We start from the raw sequence: 20,759 nt of genomic DNA, 5'->3' as shown, positions 1-20,759 counted from the left end.
CAATGTCGCCACGCCTACGCAGTTTGTCTTCCAAGTCATCTGATCCTAGAAACCACGTCGATAGAGCTTCTCGCGACAAGTCCCGGAATCGCCTTACGCCGGTCGCACGCGCCATTGCGACCTTGCTGGTTACGGGTGGTTTAAGTGCACAGGCTTACGCACAAAGTCAGCCCGTATCGGGGGCGTGGTTTGCCGCCAGGGGCGCGGTAGAGCGCAATGTGTCGGGTGCGCAAGGCGCTATCGCAGACCCTGGTAATGGCGTACTGAATTCTGCAGCCCGCCAACATGCCGAAGCGCGTCAGCAATTAGCACGCTCGGTAGAAAATCTGGGCCGCACGGCCAGTGCCATTGCGGCGCAACAGGCTGCCCAAAAAGCCGCGCGCGAGGCCGCCGCTAAAGAAGCCGGAGTGCCAGAGGGCTACGTGCAAGGCGGGGTGTGGGACCGTGATGCCGCAGGCAATCTGCATGTATGGACCGGAGCCGAGCGCCCTGTCCATACGGAAGAGAAGGGCCAGCACAATGTGGCTATCAAGCAGACCGAAAGCAAAGCGGTGCTGAACTGGGAAAGCTTTAACGTGGGCCGCAACACCACGGTGCAGTTCCAGCAAAAAGCCACCGATGCGGTGCTGAACCGCGTGGTGGGAGCGGACACGGCACCTAGCCAGATTCAGGGGGCCATCAAGGGCGACGGCACCGTAATGGTGGTGAACCAGAACGGGGTGGTGTTCAGTGGTTCCTCGCAGATCAACGTGCGCAATCTGGTGACGGCAGCGGCCACCATGACCGACAAGCAGTTCACTGAAGGTTTGTACGGCAAGGATGCCAACACAGCGTCCTTTACCAATGCGCAGGGCAAGATTGAAGTGCAGGCCGGTGCGCATATTGGCACGCATGCCTCCGAGACCGTGAACCAGGGCGGGGGCTATGTGCTCTTGCTGGGTCAGGAAGTGGTGAACGCGGGCAGTATCTCCACGCCCGGCGGACAAGTTGCCTTGGCGGCGGGTGAAAACTTCATCATCCGCAAAGGGGTGGGGACAGAAGAAAATGTGAACTCCACGACCCGTGGCAACACGGTTGTGGTGCAAGCGGGTGCAGCGGATAAAAGCGGCAAGGTACAAAACAAGGGCTTGATCCAGGCTGCAACCGGCGACATCACCCTGGCGGGGCGCACGATCAGTCAGGAGGGCGTGCTGGTTTCCAGTACCTCGGTGCATACTCGCGGCACCATTCACCTGCAGAACAACAAGACCGATGCCCAGTCCACTGTAACCTTGGGCAAAGACAGCGTGACCGCTATCGTGCTGGATGAAAGCGCCGCGACCGCACTGGACGTACAGCGCGAAGCCCTGATCAAAGAATCCGATAAAGAAGGCGATGGCTTGCGCCATCGTCGTGACCAGTCGCTGGTGCAAATTGCCAGCGGTGGCGATGTTGTGTTCGATGCCGACAGCCTGACCCTGGCCACGGGCGGCCAGGTCTTTGTGGATGCGGCCAAGAACAGCGACGTCCGCAAAGATGCCGTGATTGATGTCTCCGGCCACGTGGGCGTGCGGGTGGCTATGGAAGCCAATAATGTGCAGATCAATATCCAGGGCAACGAGCAGCGCGATGCCCCGGTTAACCGCGAAGGCGACAATCTGCGCAGCAGCGATGTCTGGCTGGATCGTCGCAATCTGGTGTTTGTGCCAGCCGGAACCAATGGCTACGAGAAAGACCGCTGGTATACGGCAGGTGGGCTCCTGGAAGTGGGCGGTTACCTGGGGGTAGCCAGCCACGGTATTGGTGAGTGGTCGGCCCAGGGCGGCACCGTGCAGTTCAGCGGTGCCAGCGTGGTGACGCGTCCGGGCTCCATCATCAATCTGTCCGGTGGCACCTTGGATGTGCAAAGCGGTTTTGTTCGTCAAAGCTGGTTGCGGGGTGTGGATGGACGTCTGTACTCCGTAGACAGCGCCCCGGGCGATCTGCTCTACGAAGGCTTGTACAAGGGCTACCAGCAGACCAGCGCACGCTGGGGTCAAACCCGCAGTTTCTACAATCCGATTCTGGCCCCCACACAGCGCTACGAAGAAGGTTATACGGTAGGGCGTGATGCCGGTCGTCTCGTTATCTCGACCAAGGCTGCCGACCTGCAAGGCCATATCGAATCCGAAACCTATCAGGGCCCGCGCCAGATTCAGGCACCCGCTGCCAGGCTGGACGGCTATCAGCAGTCTCAAACCGCCGTCGCTCGTCGCGCCGAACTGATTCTGGGTGGCTGGATACCGGTCTACGACAAGGACACACAAAATCTGCGCTACACCCCCAGCGCCTTGATCGAGAAAGTGGTGATTGGCAAGACCAGCGGGCAAGACAGTGGTGATGCGTCGGATGCCGCGTCTTCGTCCATCACGCTGGATTCGGACTGGTTAACGAAAATGGGCCTGGGTGCCTTGCGCGTCTACGCCAGCCACAACGTGGCTGTGAACGAGGCTTTCGCGGTCGCCTTGGGCGGTGAAGTGGCCTTGCATGCGGCACAAGTGGATGTGCATGCTGATGTGACGGCACAGGGCGGTCGTATTGTGCTGGGTGATCTGGTCGACAAATGGATCAGTTCCGGCAACGGCTGGCAGCTTAGCAAAGTGGCGGATACGCCAGCGGGCTACACCACGCATACACAGATTGATTCTGGGGTGAGGCTGGATGCTCGTGGTCTGTGGAGCAATCAGGAGCTGGACAGCCGCGATATGCGTTATCTGCCCTGGCGAAACGGGGGCGAGATCATACTGCGCAGTAGCGGTGATGTGATCGTGGCAGAACATGCTGTGCTGGACGTGTCCTCGGGCGCGACCTATATGGCTGATGGTTCCGTGCAGGGTGGTAAGGGCGGCAATATCACCCTGGCGGCCGATGCACATCTGGCCAATGCCACGGGTATGGGTGGCAAGCTGTTTTTTGAAGGGGAAGTGAGGGGGCATGGTGTCGCGGGGGGCGGCACCATGCGTTTCCAAAGCGGTAATGCGATTGTCCTGGGTGGCACTGTCGCCGGTAGTGATGGCGTGCTGCAGGCGGGCGAGGCCTCTTTGGCTGACTTGGTGACCCTGGAAGGGTTCACCATTGCCCCCGGTGCAATTTTGCCCGTGGATTTTCACTACACACGTACTCACGCAGCAGCGGGTGAAGTCATTGGTGGTGCGCCCAAAGTGGAGCAGTCCAATCCGGCTAGCTGGATTCATTTGACGACGGCCTGGACCTTGCCCAAACCCAGCAATGAAAACACCAGTTATATGGTGTGGCTGTCTAACGGCCAGCAGTTGCGGGTAGATGGCTATAGCTGGAGTACGCCTCCTACCTTGCCGGCAGGCACCGTGATTATGGAGATCCTGACCCCGGGCAGCTTCCCGAAGGATTACGTGCTGCCACCGGCTATTTTCCCCAACGGCATCGCGATTGCACCTTCTGCCGGTGTGTATAAAGCAGGCACAGTTGCCAATGCCGAGCTGAGCTATGCGGCCGGAACCTTGTTGCGTGCCGGTACCCGTTTGACGCAGGACGTCGCGGTGGATTCCGTGCTGCATCTGGATAGCAGCCAATTCCAAAAAGGCTTTGCTCAGTACGAGGTGCTGGGCGGCTTTGGGGTGGCCGTGGCGCAAGATGCCAATCTGACGCTGAACCGACCCGTCATGTTGCTGGATTTGCCCGCTGCCCGCCAATTGGCGACGGGTAGTGATCCGTGGCAGGCCGCCACCTTGTGGCTGCCACCTGAATTTAGCGAGTCTCCTGAAAAGGGGGCGGTCAGCCAGCGTGGCGGGGCCAGTCTGAGCCTGAGCTCCGGCTATGAGTACAAAAAACAAAGTGTGGACCCAAGTGGCCCTTCGCTCTCCGTTGGACGGGGCGCCCTGATCAAAGTGGATGATGGTCAGAGCATCACCTTGCAAGGAAATGGTCAGATCACGATTGATGGCACCTTGCAGGCCGCAGGCGGAAAAGTTGGCATTTATGGTTTGAATTCGGGGGGCGACGACGCTAACCATATCAAGGGCCATGATGGGTCGGTCTGGCTGGGCAGTACGGCCTTGCTGGATGTGTCGGGCAAGGCCATGACGGCGGTAGACAGCCAGGGCCAGCGTTATGGCAAGGTGCTGAACGGTGGTCGTATCGAGATTGGCAGCAAGTACCAGGCTGCGGCTACGGCCTTCAATGCCATCGACAATTTTATTGTGATTCGTGAAGGCGCCCGTCTGCTGGCCTCAGGCAGTTCGGCTACGCTGGATCTGCCCGGTCAGGGCGCACAGACCCTGGCCTCGAATGGGGGCGTGATCCATCTGGCCAGCTTTAATGGTCTGTATCTGGATGGAGACATGCAGGCCAAGGCCGGGGGTGCCAATGCGGCAGGCGGCACCTTGTCCCTGGCATTGGAAGCGCCTAACTATTCGCTGGCAGCCGGGCCGAGCAATCGGGTGCTGGCACACCGTGAAATGACGCTGGTGCGCGAGCAGCAGTTGGAGAACCTGTCGCCCGATCTGGAACCCGGTCGTGCAGATGCCGGTTTGCAGTACGGCCATGCCCGTATCGGTGTGGATCGTATCCAGTCCGGTGGTTTCGACAATCTGGCATTGCTGGCCAACGGTATCTTGTCGATTGAAGACGGCGTGGACCTGACGATGGGGCAAAGCCTGCATCTGGCTGTACCCAAAATTGCCTTGGCGCCCGGTTCTCTTGTCGGTTCGACAATCAGGCTGGCTGCTCCCCATGTCCGTTTGGCAGGCGCAACGCGTGCCACCCGCGACAAGTACGTCACTCCCCTGATTCAGGATCCCGCCAGCAGTGTGGGCAAGATGGTGGAGGTGCTGGACGATGCCCATTTGCTGATTGAGGCGGGTGTGCTGGATATCGCCAACCGAGTCGCCTTTGGGGCTTACGGCACGTCCTTGCAGGATGGCAAGGCAGAGGTGTCGCGTGCTGGCTTTGATACGGTGGAATTGCGAGGCCAAAACGATCTGCGCTTCTTGAAGCATACCGTGGGTGACCGTACGCAATTGCTGACTGACGGTAATCTGGTTCTGGCCGCAGGTCGTATCTACCCGGGTACGGGGGTGACGGCGGAAGTGCTGGCCGGCCGTCACATTGCGCGTGATCAGTGGAATAACCCGCAGTTGTTGTTCGACCCCGAGCGTAGCCTGCGCATTGAACGCATCGGCAGTGGTGATGTGTCGCAGCCGTATTCTGCTTTGGGTATCTTGCGTTTGCAATCGGCCAATATTGATCAAGGCGGGGTGCTGCTGGCACCTTTGGGTCAACTGGAATTGGGTATTGGCGTAGGGGGTGGACTGCAGGCTCCTACCTCGCTGGTGCTACGCCCTGGCAGTATCAGCTCGGTCAGTGCGGCGGGGCTGCTCATGCCGTACGGTGGCACCGTGGATGGCCTGACCTATAACTACGGTGGTCTGGATGCCCCGTATGTAGGCCTGGGTGGTTTGCTGGGTAACTTGAACCTGAAAGCGACGAGCGTTGATGTACAGGAAGGGGCTTTGCTGGATCTGTCGGGTGGGGGTGAGCTGACTGGTGCAGGCTTCCTGACCGGGCGTGGTGGCTCTACCGATGCCCGTTTGCATCCCTTGATTCAAAGTACCGCCAACGGCTTTATCTTGCCCGAGCTGTCCAGCAATCCGGTCTATGCCGTGGTGCCCGGTGTGCAGCAAATCGTTGCTCCGCTGGCTGCTGAAAATGGGGCAGGTGATCCCATGGTGGGTCGCCAGATTCATATCGGAGCGGGTGTGCCGGGCCTGGCAGAAGGCACGTATACCTTGCTGCCTTCGACCTATGCCTTGTTGCCGGGTGCGTATCGCGTTGAAATCAGCGGTGCTGCAAGTGCGAATGCGGCCATGGGCGGCGCCATTGCCATGCGCAACGGTTCCTACAATGTGGCCGCACGTCTGGGTGTAGCGAACACCGCAATCGTGGACACGCTGCCGTCCCGCGTGGTGCTGACCTCGGCCGATATCCTGCGCCAGTATTCCCAATACAACGAAACCTCTTACTCGCAATTCGGTCTGGATTGGGCCACACGCGACAGCGTGCCGCGTCCGCAATTGGAGCGAGATGCTCGCCAGTTGGAAGTGGCTGCTCATAGTTTGAAGATCGCGCAGGGCGCAAGCCGGTTTGAACCGGCCCGCAATGGCCGTGGCGGTACGGTGGTGCTGACAGGTTCTCGTATCGAGGTGCTGGCCGACGGTGCTGCGCCTACGGCTGGTTTTGAGGGTATGTCGGTCGAGTCAGGCATGCTTAATCGTCTGGGCGCGGCGGGGATCAGTATTGGTGGTTCGCCGACGTCGACCTTTGCGTTGCAAGGCTATGGTTCTACCCGCGATGCGGGGCGCGTCAGCTTGGGTGGCACCCGTACGGATGCGATCTTTGTTCGTGATGGCGCGGTGCTGGAAGCCGCACAGGTATTTTTGGTTGTCGGTAACCGTGAAAAAGGTCTGATTGTTGAGCAAGGTGCCACGATCAACACCTTGGGCAAGGGCGCTGCGCCGTGGGATTCCAGCGAAGGCTATGTGCTGGAGCCGGGTCAGAAAGGGGTGTTGGCTCTTAGCAATGGTTGGCTGGATGTGACAGCCCCCAAAGCGGATGATAGTTGGGGTGCCGTCGGTGCAGGCTTCCTGCATATCGGGACCTGCGCGACTGGAGCCACTTGTTCCGGTGAAACCCGTTTGTACTCGGAAGGCACGATTACGGCGGCCACCAATAAATCCTTTGAGCTGGATGAGTCCGTGCGCTATGGCACACGCAATCTGGTACTGGCGATGGGTGGCATTAATGTGGGTGGAGCGGATGCGCTGGCCCAGGCTGCCGCCAAGGGTATTTTGCCTTCAGGGCTGACGCTGAATCAGTCCGTTCTGGAACGCCTCTTGCGTGGTGACACGCAAATGGGTGCCCCCGCACTGGAAAACCTGGTGCTGACGGCACGTGATGCCGTGAACTTCTACGGCGATGTGAACCTGAGCACGATTGATCCGGCGACCGGCAAGTCGGCTCTGGAACGTCTGGTGCTGGGCACCCCAGCCATTTACGGCTACGGCGATGCGAGCACTCAGGCGCGTATCGAGACAGGTATCCTGGTCTGGAACGGCGCCACAACACCAGCAGGCAACATCATTGCGGGCGGAGCAGGTACGGGCAACGGTCGTTTGCTTATTGATGCCAAGCAGATCGAGTTTGGTTATGGCCCACGCAGTCAGCCGGATACCGTTGGCACGCATGACCGTCTGGCTCTGGGCTTTGGCACGGTGAACTTCAATGCCAGCGAACGCATCACGGCCAATCACAAAGGTTCTTTGTCGGTCTATCACAGCCGTGGTGCCTGGGATGAAAGCGCCAAGGATTGGACCTACTACGGTGGAGACGTGAATTTCAGCACGCCTCTGTTTACGGGGCAGGCAGGGTCGGTCAACCATATTCGCGCCGGTGGCAGCATTAACGCCGTTCGTCCCGAAGGTGCGAATTATGTGCAGCCCGATGCAGCGACCGCCGCCCAGTCGCTGGGTGCGGAGTTGAAGCTGGATGCAGGTAGTTATCTGAATTTCGATAGTGCGGTTTTGCTGCCGAGCGGCAAGTTGACCCTGACCGCACAAGGCGATGTGATGTTGCGTGACGGTGCGCAGATTGATATGGCAGGCCGTCCCATCCGCTTTTTTGATGTCAGCAAATACAGTTGGGGTGGGGATGTCATCCTGAATAGCCGTGGTGGCAATGTTGTTCAGGATGCCGCTTCCCTGATTGATCTGTCCGCCCAGCAAAACCGCGCCGGTAAATTGACGACCTTGGCGATGGACGGTCTGCTGGATCTGCGTGGCCGCATCAGCGGTGCCGCCAGCGGGCATTACGATGCCGGTGGCACGCTGGTGCCGTTTGGCGCAGGCTTTATCGAGGCACGCGCACAGCAGATTGCCGACTTTGCCGCCTTGAATACTCGCTTGAACGAAGGCTCGGTCTGGGGTGGTCGCAGCTTCCAGTTGCGTCAGGGTGATCTGACTATTGGCGACGAGCTCAAAGCCCGTGAAATCAACGTGTCCGTGGACAATGGCAGCCTGACCGTGGTGGGCAAGGTGGATGCCAGCGGCGAGCAGGCAGGCAGTATTCGTCTGGCTGCCAAGCGCGGCCTCACACTAGCCGGTACCGCTGTTCTGGATACCAGCGCCAGTGTTCTGCGCCGTGACAGTTACGGACAGGTCATTGAAGCACCTAACCGCGCGGTCATTGAGCTTGATTCGGGTCTGGGACGATTGCTTTTGGCCGATGGCATGAGCATGAATCTGAGCGTGGCCGGAACGGACGCACGCTATGGCACCGTGGCCTTGAATGCCCCACGTCTGGGTGGCGCAACGGGCAATGATGTGGATATTGATGCCCGTGGCGCGCTCAATATCAGCGGCGCCAAGTCCATCGCCGTCAATGCCTTCTACCAATACGACGATGCCGAGCCAGGTACCGATTTGACCGTGGATGGCCGCAGTTATCAGCGCATCGATCAGGACTATCTGAAGAAGAAACACCAGGATAGCGAAACCTTCATCAACAAGGCCTTGGCCAATCAGGCTCTGATGCAAGGCAAGCTGGCCGGGCTGCGTGCCTATGGCGATGAATTCCACCTGCGTCCTGGCGTAGAAATTGTCAGCAACGCTGCCATCAACCCGGATGGTGACTTGCATGTGGATGGCGATATTGATCTGTCCGGTTTCCGCTACGCCAGCGTGAACCCGCATAGCCAAAAAAGCTCGCTCTATGGCTCGGGAGAGGCAGGGGCGTTGGTCTTGCGCGCCGCTGGCGACCTGGCGATCTTCGGTAGCGTGACAGATGGCTTTGATACCTCCGTGCTGGGTGTGACAGCGGATGATCAGAGCTGGGTGCTGCCCGCAGGCCGCATGCCTTTTGGTGGTGACTTGATCATCCCTCGCGGTGGCATGGTGACCCTGGATACAGGCACTCAGTTTGCAGCGGGTCGCACCTTGAATTACGACGTGCCGGTAGGCGCGATGACCTTGCCGCGTGACACGCTGATTCCTGGTCTGGTGAGCCTGGCCCAGAGCTTGTCGCTGCCTGCAGGGACGGTCCTGTCTGCCGCCGTGCTGGATGCTTCCGGCCAAGTGATTTATGCCGCCGGTACCGTTCTGAAAGAGCCTGTTGTCTTGCAGGCCAATATGCAGTTGTCGGCAGGCTTCCGTCTGCCAGAAGACGCTCAAATCGCGGCGACCTGGTGGCCTAAAGGGGTGCCTTTGCCCGTGGCCATGAAGCTGACTCAGCCTGTGAATCTGAGCAAGGGATCTTTGGTTCCTTCAGAAACCGATGTGATTCTGCCTGGTGGTGTGGCAATGGTGGACCTGCGCCCGCGCGATACAGATGACATGCAAGGTCGCATGCTGGCGTTGGCCCCGATGCTGGCAGCAGGTTCACAGTCCTGGGATATTCGACTGGTGGCCGGGGCGGATACGGCTGCTGCCGATAATCGCCTGACTGCTGTGGGCAGCAATAAGCGTCTGATGCTGGCCGATACGCATTTTGGTCTGGGGGTTAAAACCGTTCTGGTGCCAGGCACAGGTTCGCCTGCCACCTACGAGTACAGTTGGGGCGACCTTAGCCAGTTTGAGGAGTTGGTCAATCTGATGTTTGGCGAATATTTGTTGAGTTTTGTGCCAACACCAGGAGCCGTCATTACCCAGGCCGAGGTGGACGAGCTGAGCTCCATGGGTTTCATCGGTATTGATCCTATGGGGCTGAATGAGTTCGGAATGGGTGTGATGGTGGCGGCAAGGGAGTTGACCCCCGCCACACCGCCCGAGATGGAGGATGTGACGCAGGCCGCCCGCGAGCAATTATTCAGCGTATTGCGTACTGGTGTGGGTGATCTGGACCTGGTTTCCGGCGGCGATATTGAAATGAATTCGCTGTATGGGGTCTATACCGCCGGTACACCGTCGGCGTCCATGGGCGCGGCCTATAACCAGGCGCGTGGCAAGTTGCCCGATGGCACGGTCCTGCGCAAGGAAGGCAAGCGTTTTGAGTCCTTGGTCAATGGTGGGGCGGATAGCCTGTATCAGGCTTGGTATCCCGAAAACGGCGGCAACCTGCTATTGCGTGCCCAGGGCAGCGTGAAAGGGGATCTAGTCGGCAATAACAGCGGTCGGAATGACCTGGAATATACCTTCCATAACACCCGTCAACAGATTGCCTCTACCGCAGTGGGCAGTTGGTTGTGGCGTCAGGGTACGGGTAGTGCCGTGTCCGGCAGCGAGGGCGTTCCCAGCGCCTGGTGGGTCAACTTCGGTACGTATGTGGCTGGGGCGGCGGATGGTAACTACAGTGAGTACGACACCTGGTTGTTTGCCAATGATCCTTTCCTGACCGGTTTTACCGGCGTAGGCACGCTGGGCGGCGGTAATTTGACTGTGGAAGCCGGAGCGGATGCAGGCATGCTTGATCAGCGTGGCATTCGCAGCACGTGGAACCAGCAGTCGCACACACCGCGCAGTCAGGGCTTGCATTTGGTGGTTGGCAGCACTGGCCGTGTCACACCGGGTGGTGAACTGGTGCAGACAGGCGGCGGTGATCTGATCCTGCGTCTGGGGGGAACCTTGAATCCGAATCCCGAGGTGCGCCTGAACGAGCATGATCTGAACAGTACGTTTGTGAACTTGCGTGGCGCAACAGCCCTGGATGCCGGGGCGATTGGCGGGATCAAGCAAGGCTTTGGTGGCGCGGATCAAATGGATACGCGTCCCGCTAATCTCTACACCGCCGGGGGCGGAGCGGCGACGGGTGGCCCCATTCTGATCCTGGGTGACTCTGCGGTGCGCATGCAAACCCGTGGCGATCTGGTGCTGGGCAGTGTGGCGGACCCAGGGCGTACGGCCTTGTTGCACTCCACGCCGTTTTCGGTGGATGGCCAACATTACGATGGCAATGGCTGGTCCTGGTTCTCCTTGTGGACACCGGCGACCGGGGTGGATCTGTTCAGTGCCGGTGGCAACTTGACGCCCACTACGGCATGGGACGAGCGTATTGCGTATGAAAATACGCGTTGGGGCGATCTGAACCGAAACCAGTCCCATAACGCGGATGGCCATTTCTACCCATCTATCCTGCGAGCAACAGCAGCTAACGGCAATATTGCTTATGGCGCCAGTGCCAGTGACGCTACAGTCTCCGTGGGAAGTGGCGGTTTGCTGCGCTACGGCTTTGGTACGGTTTTGGCTCCATCGCCCATAGGCGAGCAGTTTGTGAATGCAAGCGGTCGTGGGGAGCTGCAATTCCTGGCCGGTCGTTCCATCCTGGGAGCGGGCTATGTGTTCTCGGCGTCGACTGCTGATCCTGCTGCCATGCCTAGCCCGATACGCCCTGGCTTTGTGGGTCTGGTGTCTCAGACCGGTGGGGGAGAGCATGGCTTTAATCCTCGCATTATTCACAACGTGGATAGTGAGGCGATGCGTCTGAATAACTGGTTTACGGTGAGTACTAATGGAGGGATCACCTCCCTTTACGGTGGTCGTGCCACCGCGGGTTCGCTGTTTGTATTCGGTACCCCGGTCAATATCGCGACGGCCGCCAAGCAACGACAGCCCGCCCGTTATTACGCCGTTAATGGTGACATTGTGGGCTTGCGTGTCGGGCAAGAAGTCTTGCTGGGCTATCCCCCAGGCTCGGCTGGCTCGCGTATGGAAGGCTCGGTTCCGGTCGCGATTCGCGCTGGCCGGGATATTACGGATTCCGGCACTCGTTTGGGGCAGCAAGATGCGGTGGCGGGTAGCTGGAGCCCCACGGCTACGACACGTGGCAATCTGATTACCCACGCCTGGGCAGACGATATTTCCATCGTGGAAGCAGGCCGGGACGTGCGCAATAGCAGCTTCTACATTCAGGGCCCTGGTTTGCTGGACGTATCGGCAGGACGCCATGTGTATTTGGCCGACAAGGGCGAGATCAAGAGCCTGGGGCCTTTGGCATCTGCCGTGTCGGAGAGTCGAGGCGGTGGTGCCAGCATTTCGGTGTCGGCAGGGATGGGCGAGGGCGCGCATTGGGACGACTTCGCCGCGCGTTATCTGAACCCCGATAATCAGGCTGATCTGGAGCTGCCTTTTGCCGATCAGCAGGGCAAGGCGCTGTACGTCTATAACCGTGGCCTGACCTTGTCCCAGTGGCTGCAGCGAGAGTTTGCCTACACAGGTGACGAGGCAGGCGCCCAGAGCTTCCTGGATCAGAAACAGGCCGAGCTGGATCTGGTGCGCGATCAGGCCCGGGCAGAAGGGCGCACCGCGTCCAGCCGCCCCTTGGCGCGTGAGTACAAGCTGGAGAGCCAACTGCATCTGGTCAACTGGCTGACAACACGCTTTGCGGGCGATAACGGCCTGGGTCTGCATTTTGATGCCGCCAGCATGGATGCACGCAGCTTCTTCGATACCTTGCCACCCGAGCAGCAGCGCAGTTATCTGCGTAACGTCTACTACGCAGAATTGCGTGCTTCAGGCCGGGAATACAACGATGGGGACAGCAAGCGAGCAGGCAGCTACTTGCGTGGTCGTGAAGCCATTGCCACCCTGTTCCCGGAGCGGGATGCACAAGGCAAGGCGCTGAGCTATGCCGGTGACTTGACCATGTATAGCAGTGCGCTCTACTACGACGCTGACTACGTCAATAATACGAGCGGTAAAAACCGACCCACGCCCAAGGTGAATTACCTGACCAAAGCCGAGTGGGAGGCCTTGGGAATGCCAGGTTATAACGTGTCCTTCTACGATGTGCTGGATGCCGGTATTCATACCAACTTTGGGGGTGACATCAGCATCCTGACGCCCGGTGGCCGTGCTCTGGTAGGGGTTGATGGTGGTTTCAACCCTGGCCCAGGATCGGGGGTGATTACGCAAGGAGAGGGGGATATCAACTTCTTCTCGCAAAGCGATATCTTGATGGGGCAGAGCCGGGTCTTTACGACCTTTGGTGGCAACATTCTGGCCTGGTCGGCCGCAGGTGACATCAACGCTGGCCGAGGCAGCAAGACAACGGTGGTCTATACCCCGCAACGCCGTGTTTATGACTTGTTTGGCAATGTGGCGCTGTCGCCATCCACACCGAATACCGGCGCGGGTATTGCCACGCTGAATCCTGTTCCTGAAGTTCCACCCGGCTATATCGATTTGATTGCGCCGCTAGGAACCGTAGATGCAGGCGAGGCAGGGATACGCGTATCGGGCGACATCAATATCGCCGCCCTGCGTGTGGTTAATGCAGACAATATTCAGGTGCAGGGCGAGTCCAAAGGGATTCCGGTCGTGGCGACGGTCAATACCGGAGCGCTGACCAACGCCAGCGCGACAGCGTCCTCGGCCGCTTCGGCAGCCCAGGACACGGTGAACCGCGCTCGTGCACAGGCTCGTCAGAATCTGCCATCGGTCATAACGGTACAGATTCTGGGATTTGGGGACGCAGGGCAGTCAGGGGGCGGGGCCACCTCATCAGGGGCAGGCCCGGCAACATCCAAGATCGATGCCTCTGCGTATCGCCAAGACAGTACGGTGCAGGTCCTGGGACTGGGCGCCAATCCGCAATCCGCTCTGGATCGATTGACGCCCGAGGAGCGGCGGCGGATGACACTGTAGCCTGAGCCTGGGAGATCTGATCATGTTGTCGACTTGCCTGCCCTTGCCTACCCGCAAGCGGAATGAGGAGTGTGTGACGCCGCAGTATTCACTGTGCTTGTATTTGAAGGTGAACTACGAAGAACTACTGCGGCAACTGACCATCCGCCTGCGCTGCCGTGACCGCGCAGCGGATGCCTTACACGACACCTGGCTGCGCCTGCATGGCAGCCGGGAGATCGGGCCAGTGGCCAACCCGCGCCAGTATCTGCTGCGCATGGCCAGGAACCTGGCCATCGACGAATGGCGTGCTGAGTCAGGAAGAGGGATGCTGGTGCCTTTGGATGAGCTGGACGAACAGCAGCAGATTTCCCCCATGCCGGGGCCGGAATCCAGCCTGATCGGCCGGTCCTTGCTGTCGGTTCTGATCTACGCTATCGAACTGCTACCCCGCCAACGCCGCGCCATCTTTCTGGCCGCGCGCCTGGAAGAACAAAGCCTGAGCGTGGTGGCCGAACGCTTCGGCGTCACCACCAGCAAAGCCCGTAATGAACTGCGCCGGGCAGAGGCGCATTGCGAACAGGCGTTACTGGGGAACTGGACGGAGCTGCGACAGGGGCGCAATAACTGTGTGAAGCCACCACCGACCCTGAGCGCTGGGTTCGGGTGGATGGCGGAGCCGGTGGGGTTTTGAGGGAGGCCCTTGTTCAGGGCCTCTGTTGGCGTTTGTTTGCCCCGATCAAACCCAACACTAATTACAGCCGAGGTGCGTACCTTAGCGTAATCATCAGATTGCGCGGGTCACCGTAGGTGTTGTTGCCGTTCTTTTCGGCATAGCCAGGGGTCCAATAGCGTTTGTCGAACACATTGTTTAGGTTAAGGGCAAGATTGATTTCGGGTGTGAGCTGGTAACCCAGGCGAAGGTTCGCCACTGCGTAACCGGGGACCTTGAATGAACGGTCATACCCCAGTGTGTGGCTTTGTACCGTTGCGCCACCGCCTATAGTGAGCCGGTTCCATTCACCAGGCAGGCGATAGGAAGCCCAAAGACGAAACATGTGTTTGGGTGTCCAGGTGCTATAGGTCTCTCCCTTTAGTGTCGGATCACTCAAGTATTTCGTGGTGTTGTAGGTGTAGCCTGCCATGACTTGAAGGTTGGGTAGTACTTCACCACTCACTTCCGCTTCAATACCTTGGCTGCGTACCTTGCCTGTGGCAACCGAGCAGTACCAACCATCGCAAGCATAGCCTGAGGCCACATCGTTGACGGCACGGTTTTTGTGGTCATAACGGAAGACTGCAAGAGAGGTGTTTACGCGCCCGTCGAGAAGTTCGCCTTTGATGCCGAGCTCCAGATTGGTGCCTTTGATTGGATCAAGCTCCTTGCCCTGGACCGTTTTAGCGGACTGTGGCTCAAACACGCTGGTGTAGCTGCTATACAGCGACCATTGTGGACTCACTGCATAAACCAGTCCCACGTACGGCGTAATCTCACCGGATGCGGTGTAGACGGACTGCGAACCGGTCAGCGGCACAGAGTAGAGATAGTCATACCAGCTTGCACGCACCCCCAGAATGGCCGTCAATGGATCGGAGATCCGGGCGCGCCAACTACCATAGACTCCTTTTTGCTGCACATCGTATGTGGATATGTTTTGGACGCTGTTGCCAGAGGCCAGCATGCTCTGGACCGTGGGTTCGGTCCGATTGTGGTCAATGGAGAAAATATTGCCGCCTGGGGTGAATACTCGTATCCACATGTCGTCGGATGTGTATTTCGAGTAATTGGCACCCAAGGTGACTTCGTGGTCTAGGCCCAAGGCATTAAATTGACCATTGACATAAGCGTCCAGTCCTACCCTTTTGGAATCGAAGTCCGTGATCCAGTTGGCATAGGTCAGGCCACTTCCATTTGCCGCTACTGCTCCTTGAACTCGCTGGTGCTTGGACGTATTGTTCTCATTCGTATGCAATGCTGATACTTTGAATTTCCAATTTGCATTGAAACGATGGTCCAGATCAGCATAAAACGAGGTTTGCTCCAAGTGTGCTTGGTTCCACCAGGCCCCGCTAAATGTGGAGCGGGGCAGACCTACATCGCCACCTTCTGTATAGCGAGGCAGGCCACGGATCATTGGCCGCCCTTGGCTGTTCATGTAACTGACTCCCAGGCCTATTGTTGTGTCGGGGCTCAAGTCAAAGTCCAGCGCACCATAGAATGACCGGGTACGGTTATTCACGTAATCGACAAATGAGTGGCTGCGTGCCTCGTCCACCACGAAACGACCCCTCAGCGTTCCCTCTGCATTGAGCGGACTGCCTGCATCCAATTGCAAGCCATAACGATCCCACGATCCGGCACGAGCGGTAACGGAGACCGTTTTTTCTGTCGGCCCACGTTTGCGGACCAAGTTGACGGCACCTCCTGGGCTGCCGGTGCCTTGTAGTAGTCCGGAGGCCCCACGCAGAACTTCCAATCGGTCATAGAAAACCATTTCTTCGGCTCCCCAATTCCCGAGTGCATAGGTATTGCGGGGAACGGCCACACCGTCGTATTGCCAGTCATTAATCTGGAAGCCGCGTGCGGAGAGCACCATCCCTTGGCCCACGCCTTTGACGCCGACGGCGCCGGTAACGGTGTTTGCTGCGTCTCTGAGGTCGACAATACCTTGTTCATCAAGCTGCTTACGCGTGATCACACTGATGGACTGTGGGATGTCTTTAATCGCTTGGTCGCCCTTGTTGATACTCACTGTGCGGGTGGTGAGTGAGTCCGTGCCTTCGGTTGTGCTGTCTGTTCGTGCCTTGATTGTGACGATCTCTAACTGAGTCACCGGGCCTGTCGATGCTGACTCGGCCTTGATGATGATGCTATCGCCTTCCCATACCGCGATTAGCGCAGTGCCGCGCAGTAGTTGATCGATAGCCTGTTGCACCGTCAGGGTGCCTTTAGCTGCATGCGCTGTTTTACCTGCCACGAGTGCCGGGGAGAAGCCGATGGCCGTGCCGGTGGCGGCAGAGAGCTCATGCAGTGCAGCACTCAGCGGCTGTGCGGCAATAGAGAGGGCGACAGTCTTGTTGTCGGTATTGGCGGCTTGGGCATGTACAAGACCAGGTGTGCCCAAGGCCAGTGCGACCATTAGGGCCAGAGGGGCAGAACGGAAATGAGGGGGTATCGGCTGCATGGAGTCGTCTTTCGCTATGGAGTAATGGAAATAAAAATGAGTTGCATTACTTTTAAAGACGCATCGCCTTGGTAAAACTACACCTCTCCCATCAAAAAATTTAAATTTTTCTTGTGCGGACTATGTTCTCAGGCACAGCCCGTCTACGGTGCCTTGATGATCTCAGTTCGGCCATCATTATGTCGTACCAATTGGACGGGCAGGATTTGCGGTAGCATCCTCGCAAACTCTACTGGCCGGTCGATGCGGAAGCTGCCAGCCAATGGCAGATCGGCCACGGAGGGATCACGGATAGACAGTCCAGTGGGGGTGTAACGCTCCAGTTCCACCAGGGCATCCCCCAGCCTAGTGTTCTCGAAACGCACCAGCCCTTTGCTCCACAGTCCCACGGTGTGGGGTGCAACCGAGACGACCGAACTGGCTAAGCCACTGGGGGCGATGGCCACACCCTGGCCTGCTGTGAGGGCGGTTTCGTGATCGGTCTGTTGCCCGTTCAAACTGGCTACACGTACATAACCTTCTTCCACATCCACCTTGACAGCGCCGGAGTCTATACCGGTACTGCGGTAGCGCACGGCGAACCGAGTGCCGACCACGGTCACGCGAGCCGAGCCTGCCAACACCTGGAAGGGCTTTTCACGATCAGGTGCAACATTGAACATGACTGCCCCCGTTGTGATCCGTACTTCGCGGCGGTCGTGGTACAGGGCGACCTGTGCCTGCGTGTCGGCATCGATAGCCATTTCGGAGCGATCGGGTAAGGTGACCGTTTGACGTTGCCCGCGCTCGACGACAAAGTGATGAGAAAAGGTAGGCTGTTGCATCCATTGATGCCAGCCAACGCCAATCGCCAACAGAACAGAACAACAGAATGCCACGACGCCTGGGTGCGGTCCCAGCCAGCGCCATGGGAGCCAGCGGCTGGCCCTGCGGCCTGAGCCAGGTTCAACGGTGGGTGGGACAGTATGGATGGAACGTGCTGCCACCTCTGCAGCGGGGATGGCGCGCATGGCCGAGAGCTCCTGATTCAGGTTCTCGAAGGCAACAGCATGGGCTGGACTGGCGGCCAGCCATTGTTGGAATTCGGTCTGTTCGGTTTGGCTCAGGCCGTTTTCCTGGCGGGTATGCCAATCGACGGCCGCCATGTCCACAGGGTCTTGCTGGCTAAAGAATTCCTTCAGCTCACACGCCTCTGCCGCCTCGTCAAAAGGGGCAGGGGAAGTATCACTGAGGGACGAAGGGAAACGACTCATCTTATGGGTATAGACGCATGAAAGAGGAAAAACTGTACCCTGGCCTGCCAATTATTCTGCGTGCCTGACGGGATATGCTGTCGATTCTTGTCTTAGCCTTCATGGTCCAGTACCTTTCTGCGTGCTATGCACGCGAGCTTGCCGCGCCGGATGTATTGATCGACCATGCCCACCGTTATACCCAAGCGGGCGGCGATCTCCTTGTTGGGCAGGTCGTCGAACAAGTACATGCGAAATACTTCCCGGCAGCGTGGGGGTAGCGAGTCAATGGTGTCCAGATAGGCTTGTATCGCCTGGGTCGAGGCATAGGCTTCTTCGGGCTGGAGATGTTGGGGGCCGGAGAGCTGCTGGGATTCGTCCAGCATGTCAATGTCTTCGTGCTGGCGGTGAATTGAGCGCCTGTGCATGTCGATCTCGGCACGCACGGCGACTGTCTTAAGGAGCGCCGCAGGCTCCACAATGACCTGCCCGGCCTGCTGCATGGCAAGTACACGGGCGTAGCTTTCTTGCGCCAGGTCAGCCGCCTTGTCGCGGTCTCTGACTCTGCGTGTGCAGAAGTTCAGTAGGTCTTTGTAGTAGCGGGCGATCACCTGTCACAGTCCAATCAAAGCTATGCAAACGACAGTACCGATCGCTCATGCCACAACGTGAAACGGTTGATGACTACGCGATAGGTAGGGGTCGGATGATTTGCCACGCATTATATGCGAGTGGTTCTCATTTGAGCTTTTATTTATCACGTAGCCAGATCAAACGCGTGTCTTGCGCTGTGTTTATGAGTTCAGGAGTTTTAAGAATTAATAACTACAGGTGGATGGTATTACGTGCGGCTGGAACGGTGTGAGTAACCGTGTTGAGTGAATGTCCATCGCCGTTTATGGGGTAGAGCTACCCAAGCTAGCCTTAGTTTGAAGGGTTTATAAGAGGCCAGCAGAAAAACAAAAAGCCCAGTCGTTTGACTGGGCTTTTTGTTTGAATTCTTGGTGGCCTGGGGCGGAATCGAACCACCGACACAAGGATTTTCAATCCTCTGCTCTACCGACTGAGCTACCAGGCCAACGTGTACTGCTCGGTAAAAATAGAACTATACCACGTTTTTTAATTTGTGCGCATAGTACAACAAAAATTTTATGCATCTTTTCGACTTCAACTTTGCCGTACCCCTAGGAGGGGGCCCTTTTCAGGGAAAAGTGGGCTGCATAAAGGAGAGCAATTGTAATCACAAAAAGGCAATGCAAGTAACATTTTTGGCAAAACCCTGGCATGCGGCGTAAAATCACTTAAATTTCATGCGTTTTGCTTCGGCAAGATTGCCTGTCTTGGTCTTTTCAGGGCTATAGCCTGTACTGCTCATGTCTGTAGATGTTCTAACCTTCGGTCTGAATCATGTGTCCGCGCCGGTTGCCGTGCGCGAGCGCGTTGCGTTTCCGATCGATGTGTTAAAGCCTGCGCTTGATACCTTGCGTGCCACCTTTGGCACCGGTGTACGTGAAGCAGCCATTCTGTCTACCTGTAATCGCACCGAGATCTACTGTGCTGCCGAGCCCCATGTGGCCGAGCGCCTGCCCGAGTGGATGGCCGACTTCAATAGTCTGCGTTCTGCCGAGCTGACCCCCCATTTGTATCGCTATAACCAGAATGAGGCCGTGCGCCATGCGTTCCGTGTTGCCAGCGGTCTGGACTCCATGGTCTTGGGCGAGCCCCAGATTCTGGGTCAGATGAAAGATGCCGTGCGTGCCGCCAACGAGGCTGGTTCGCTAGGCACTTTGCTGCATCAATTGTTCCAGCGCACTTTCTCGGTCGCCAAGGAAGTCCGTACGCAAACTGCTATTGGCGCCCATTCGGTGTCCATGGCTGCGGCGGCCGTTCGTTTGGCCGAGCGCGTGTTTGGTGATCTTAGTCAGGCCAAGGTGCTGTTTATTGGTGCTGGCGAAATGATCGAGCTGTGCGCCACGCACTTTGCGGCGGTGAACCCCTGTAGCATCGTGGTCGCCAACCGTACTCAGGAACGTGCTGAAAGCCTGGCGTCCCGTTTTATGGCCAGCACCATGAAGCTGGCCGATGTGCCCGAGCGCCTGGCTGATTTTGATGTGGTCGTATCCTGTACGGCCAGCACTTTGCCCATTTTGGGCCTGGGCATGGTGGAGCGAGCCGTGCGTTCGCGTCGTCACCGCCCTGTGGTCATGGTCGATCTGGCCGTGCCACGCGATATTGAAACCGAAGTAGGCCGCCTGGACGACGTGTACCTGTACACCGTCGATGATCTGGGTCGCTTTGTGCAACGTGGTGCCGATGCCCGTCAGGCCGCTGTGGTTCAGGCCGAGGCCATTATCGACACCCAGGTGCAGCACTACATGCACTGGCTTAGCACCCGTGCAATTGTGCCCGCCATTCTGGATGTGCAGCAGTCGGTCGAAAAAGTACGTCAGCACGAGCTGGAACGCGCGCGCCGCATGCTGGCCCGCGGTGATGATCCGGCTGAAGTCATTGAAATGCTGGCGCATGGCCTCACTCAAAAGTACATGCACGGCCCTATGGCTGAATTGACGCGCAGCGAAGGCGCCGAGCGCGAGCAATTGCTCAGTTTGCTGCCTCGCCTCTTGCCCTCGACAACGCGTCGGCGTTAGCGTCCGGGCTCTTGTCTGTCCACCGTCTCCTGCGGTGCAGCATGATCGCTTTGACCTGCGCCCAGACCCTCTGATTTTCCCTTTAGGCTG

At 58.2% G+C, this 20,759-nt stretch carries 6 protein-coding genes and 1 tRNA gene; 3 read left to right on the top strand and 4 right to left on the bottom strand.

What is annotated here, in order from left to right; genetic code table 11:
- The first annotated feature begins 2 nt into the window (after positions 1–2).
- The gene (locus JYG33_RS11475; RefSeq protein WP_207872375.1) at positions 3–13,625 is read left to right on the top strand and encodes a filamentous haemagglutinin family protein; all 13,623 of its coding nucleotides are present in this window, start codon (positions 3–5) and stop codon (positions 13,623–13,625) included.
- A gap of 22 nt (positions 13,626–13,647) precedes the next feature.
- A complete protein-coding gene (locus tag JYG33_RS11470) occupies positions 13,648–14,298 on the top strand; it encodes a sigma-70 family RNA polymerase sigma factor (RefSeq protein ID WP_207872374.1) in 651 nt (216 codons plus the stop codon).
- A 61-nt stretch (positions 14,299–14,359) separates the two neighbouring features.
- Here the strand turns inward: JYG33_RS11470 and JYG33_RS11465 are convergent, their stop codons facing one another.
- The 4 genes from JYG33_RS11465 to JYG33_RS11450 all read right to left on the bottom strand — a co-directional run bounded on the left by JYG33_RS11465 (position 14,360) and on the right by JYG33_RS11450 (position 19,099).
- Positions 14,360–16,789 carry a TonB-dependent receptor gene (locus JYG33_RS11465; protein WP_207872373.1) on the bottom strand — a complete coding sequence of 810 codons (2,430 nt, stop codon included), beginning with the start codon at positions 16,787–16,789 and terminating at the stop codon, positions 14,360–14,362.
- Between the two features lie 143 nt (positions 16,790–16,932).
- The gene (locus JYG33_RS11460; RefSeq protein WP_207872372.1) at positions 16,933–18,042 is read right to left on the bottom strand and encodes a FecR domain-containing protein; all 1,110 of its coding nucleotides are present in this window, start codon (positions 18,040–18,042) and stop codon (positions 16,933–16,935) included.
- A gap of 92 nt (positions 18,043–18,134) precedes the next feature.
- A complete protein-coding gene (locus JYG33_RS11455) occupies positions 18,135–18,632 on the bottom strand; it encodes an RNA polymerase sigma factor (RefSeq protein WP_207872371.1) in 498 nt (165 codons plus the stop codon).
- A gap of 391 nt (positions 18,633–19,023) precedes the next feature.
- Positions 19,024–19,099: transfer RNA gene (locus JYG33_RS11450), tRNA-Phe, on the bottom strand.
- Positions 19,100–19,394: 295 nt separating this feature from the next.
- On the opposite strand from JYG33_RS11450, the gene hemA reads away from it, so the two are divergent.
- Entirely contained in the window at positions 19,395–20,669 is a 1,275-nt protein-coding gene (hemA, locus tag JYG33_RS11445; RefSeq protein ID WP_207872370.1) for a glutamyl-tRNA reductase, read from the top strand.
- The last annotated feature ends 90 nt before the right edge of the window (positions 20,670–20,759 follow it).

The organism is Alcaligenes sp. SORT26 (genome assembly GCF_017377875.1).
GTDB classification, from domain to species: domain Bacteria; phylum Pseudomonadota; class Gammaproteobacteria; order Burkholderiales; family Burkholderiaceae_B; genus Alcaligenes; species Alcaligenes parafaecalis.
Note: the sequence above shows the minus strand (reverse complement) of the source record. Positions and strands in the feature narration are given on the sequence as shown.

Coding starts and splice junctions, on each gene's coding strand:
- JYG33_RS11470 (WP_207872374.1), top strand. CDS start 13,648: ATGTTGTCGACTTGCCTGCCCTTGCCTACCCGCAAGCGGAATGAGGAG.
- JYG33_RS11475 (WP_207872375.1), top strand. CDS start 3: ATGTCGCCACGCCTACGCAGTTTGTCTTCCAAGTCATCTGATCCTAGA.
- JYG33_RS11460 (WP_207872372.1), bottom strand. CDS start 18,042: ATGAGTCGTTTCCCTTCGTCCCTCAGTGATACTTCCCCTGCCCCTTTT.
- JYG33_RS11465 (WP_207872373.1), bottom strand. CDS start 16,789: ATGCAGCCGATACCCCCTCATTTCCGTTCTGCCCCTCTGGCCCTAATG.
- hemA (WP_207872370.1), top strand. CDS start 19,395: ATGTCTGTAGATGTTCTAACCTTCGGTCTGAATCATGTGTCCGCGCCG.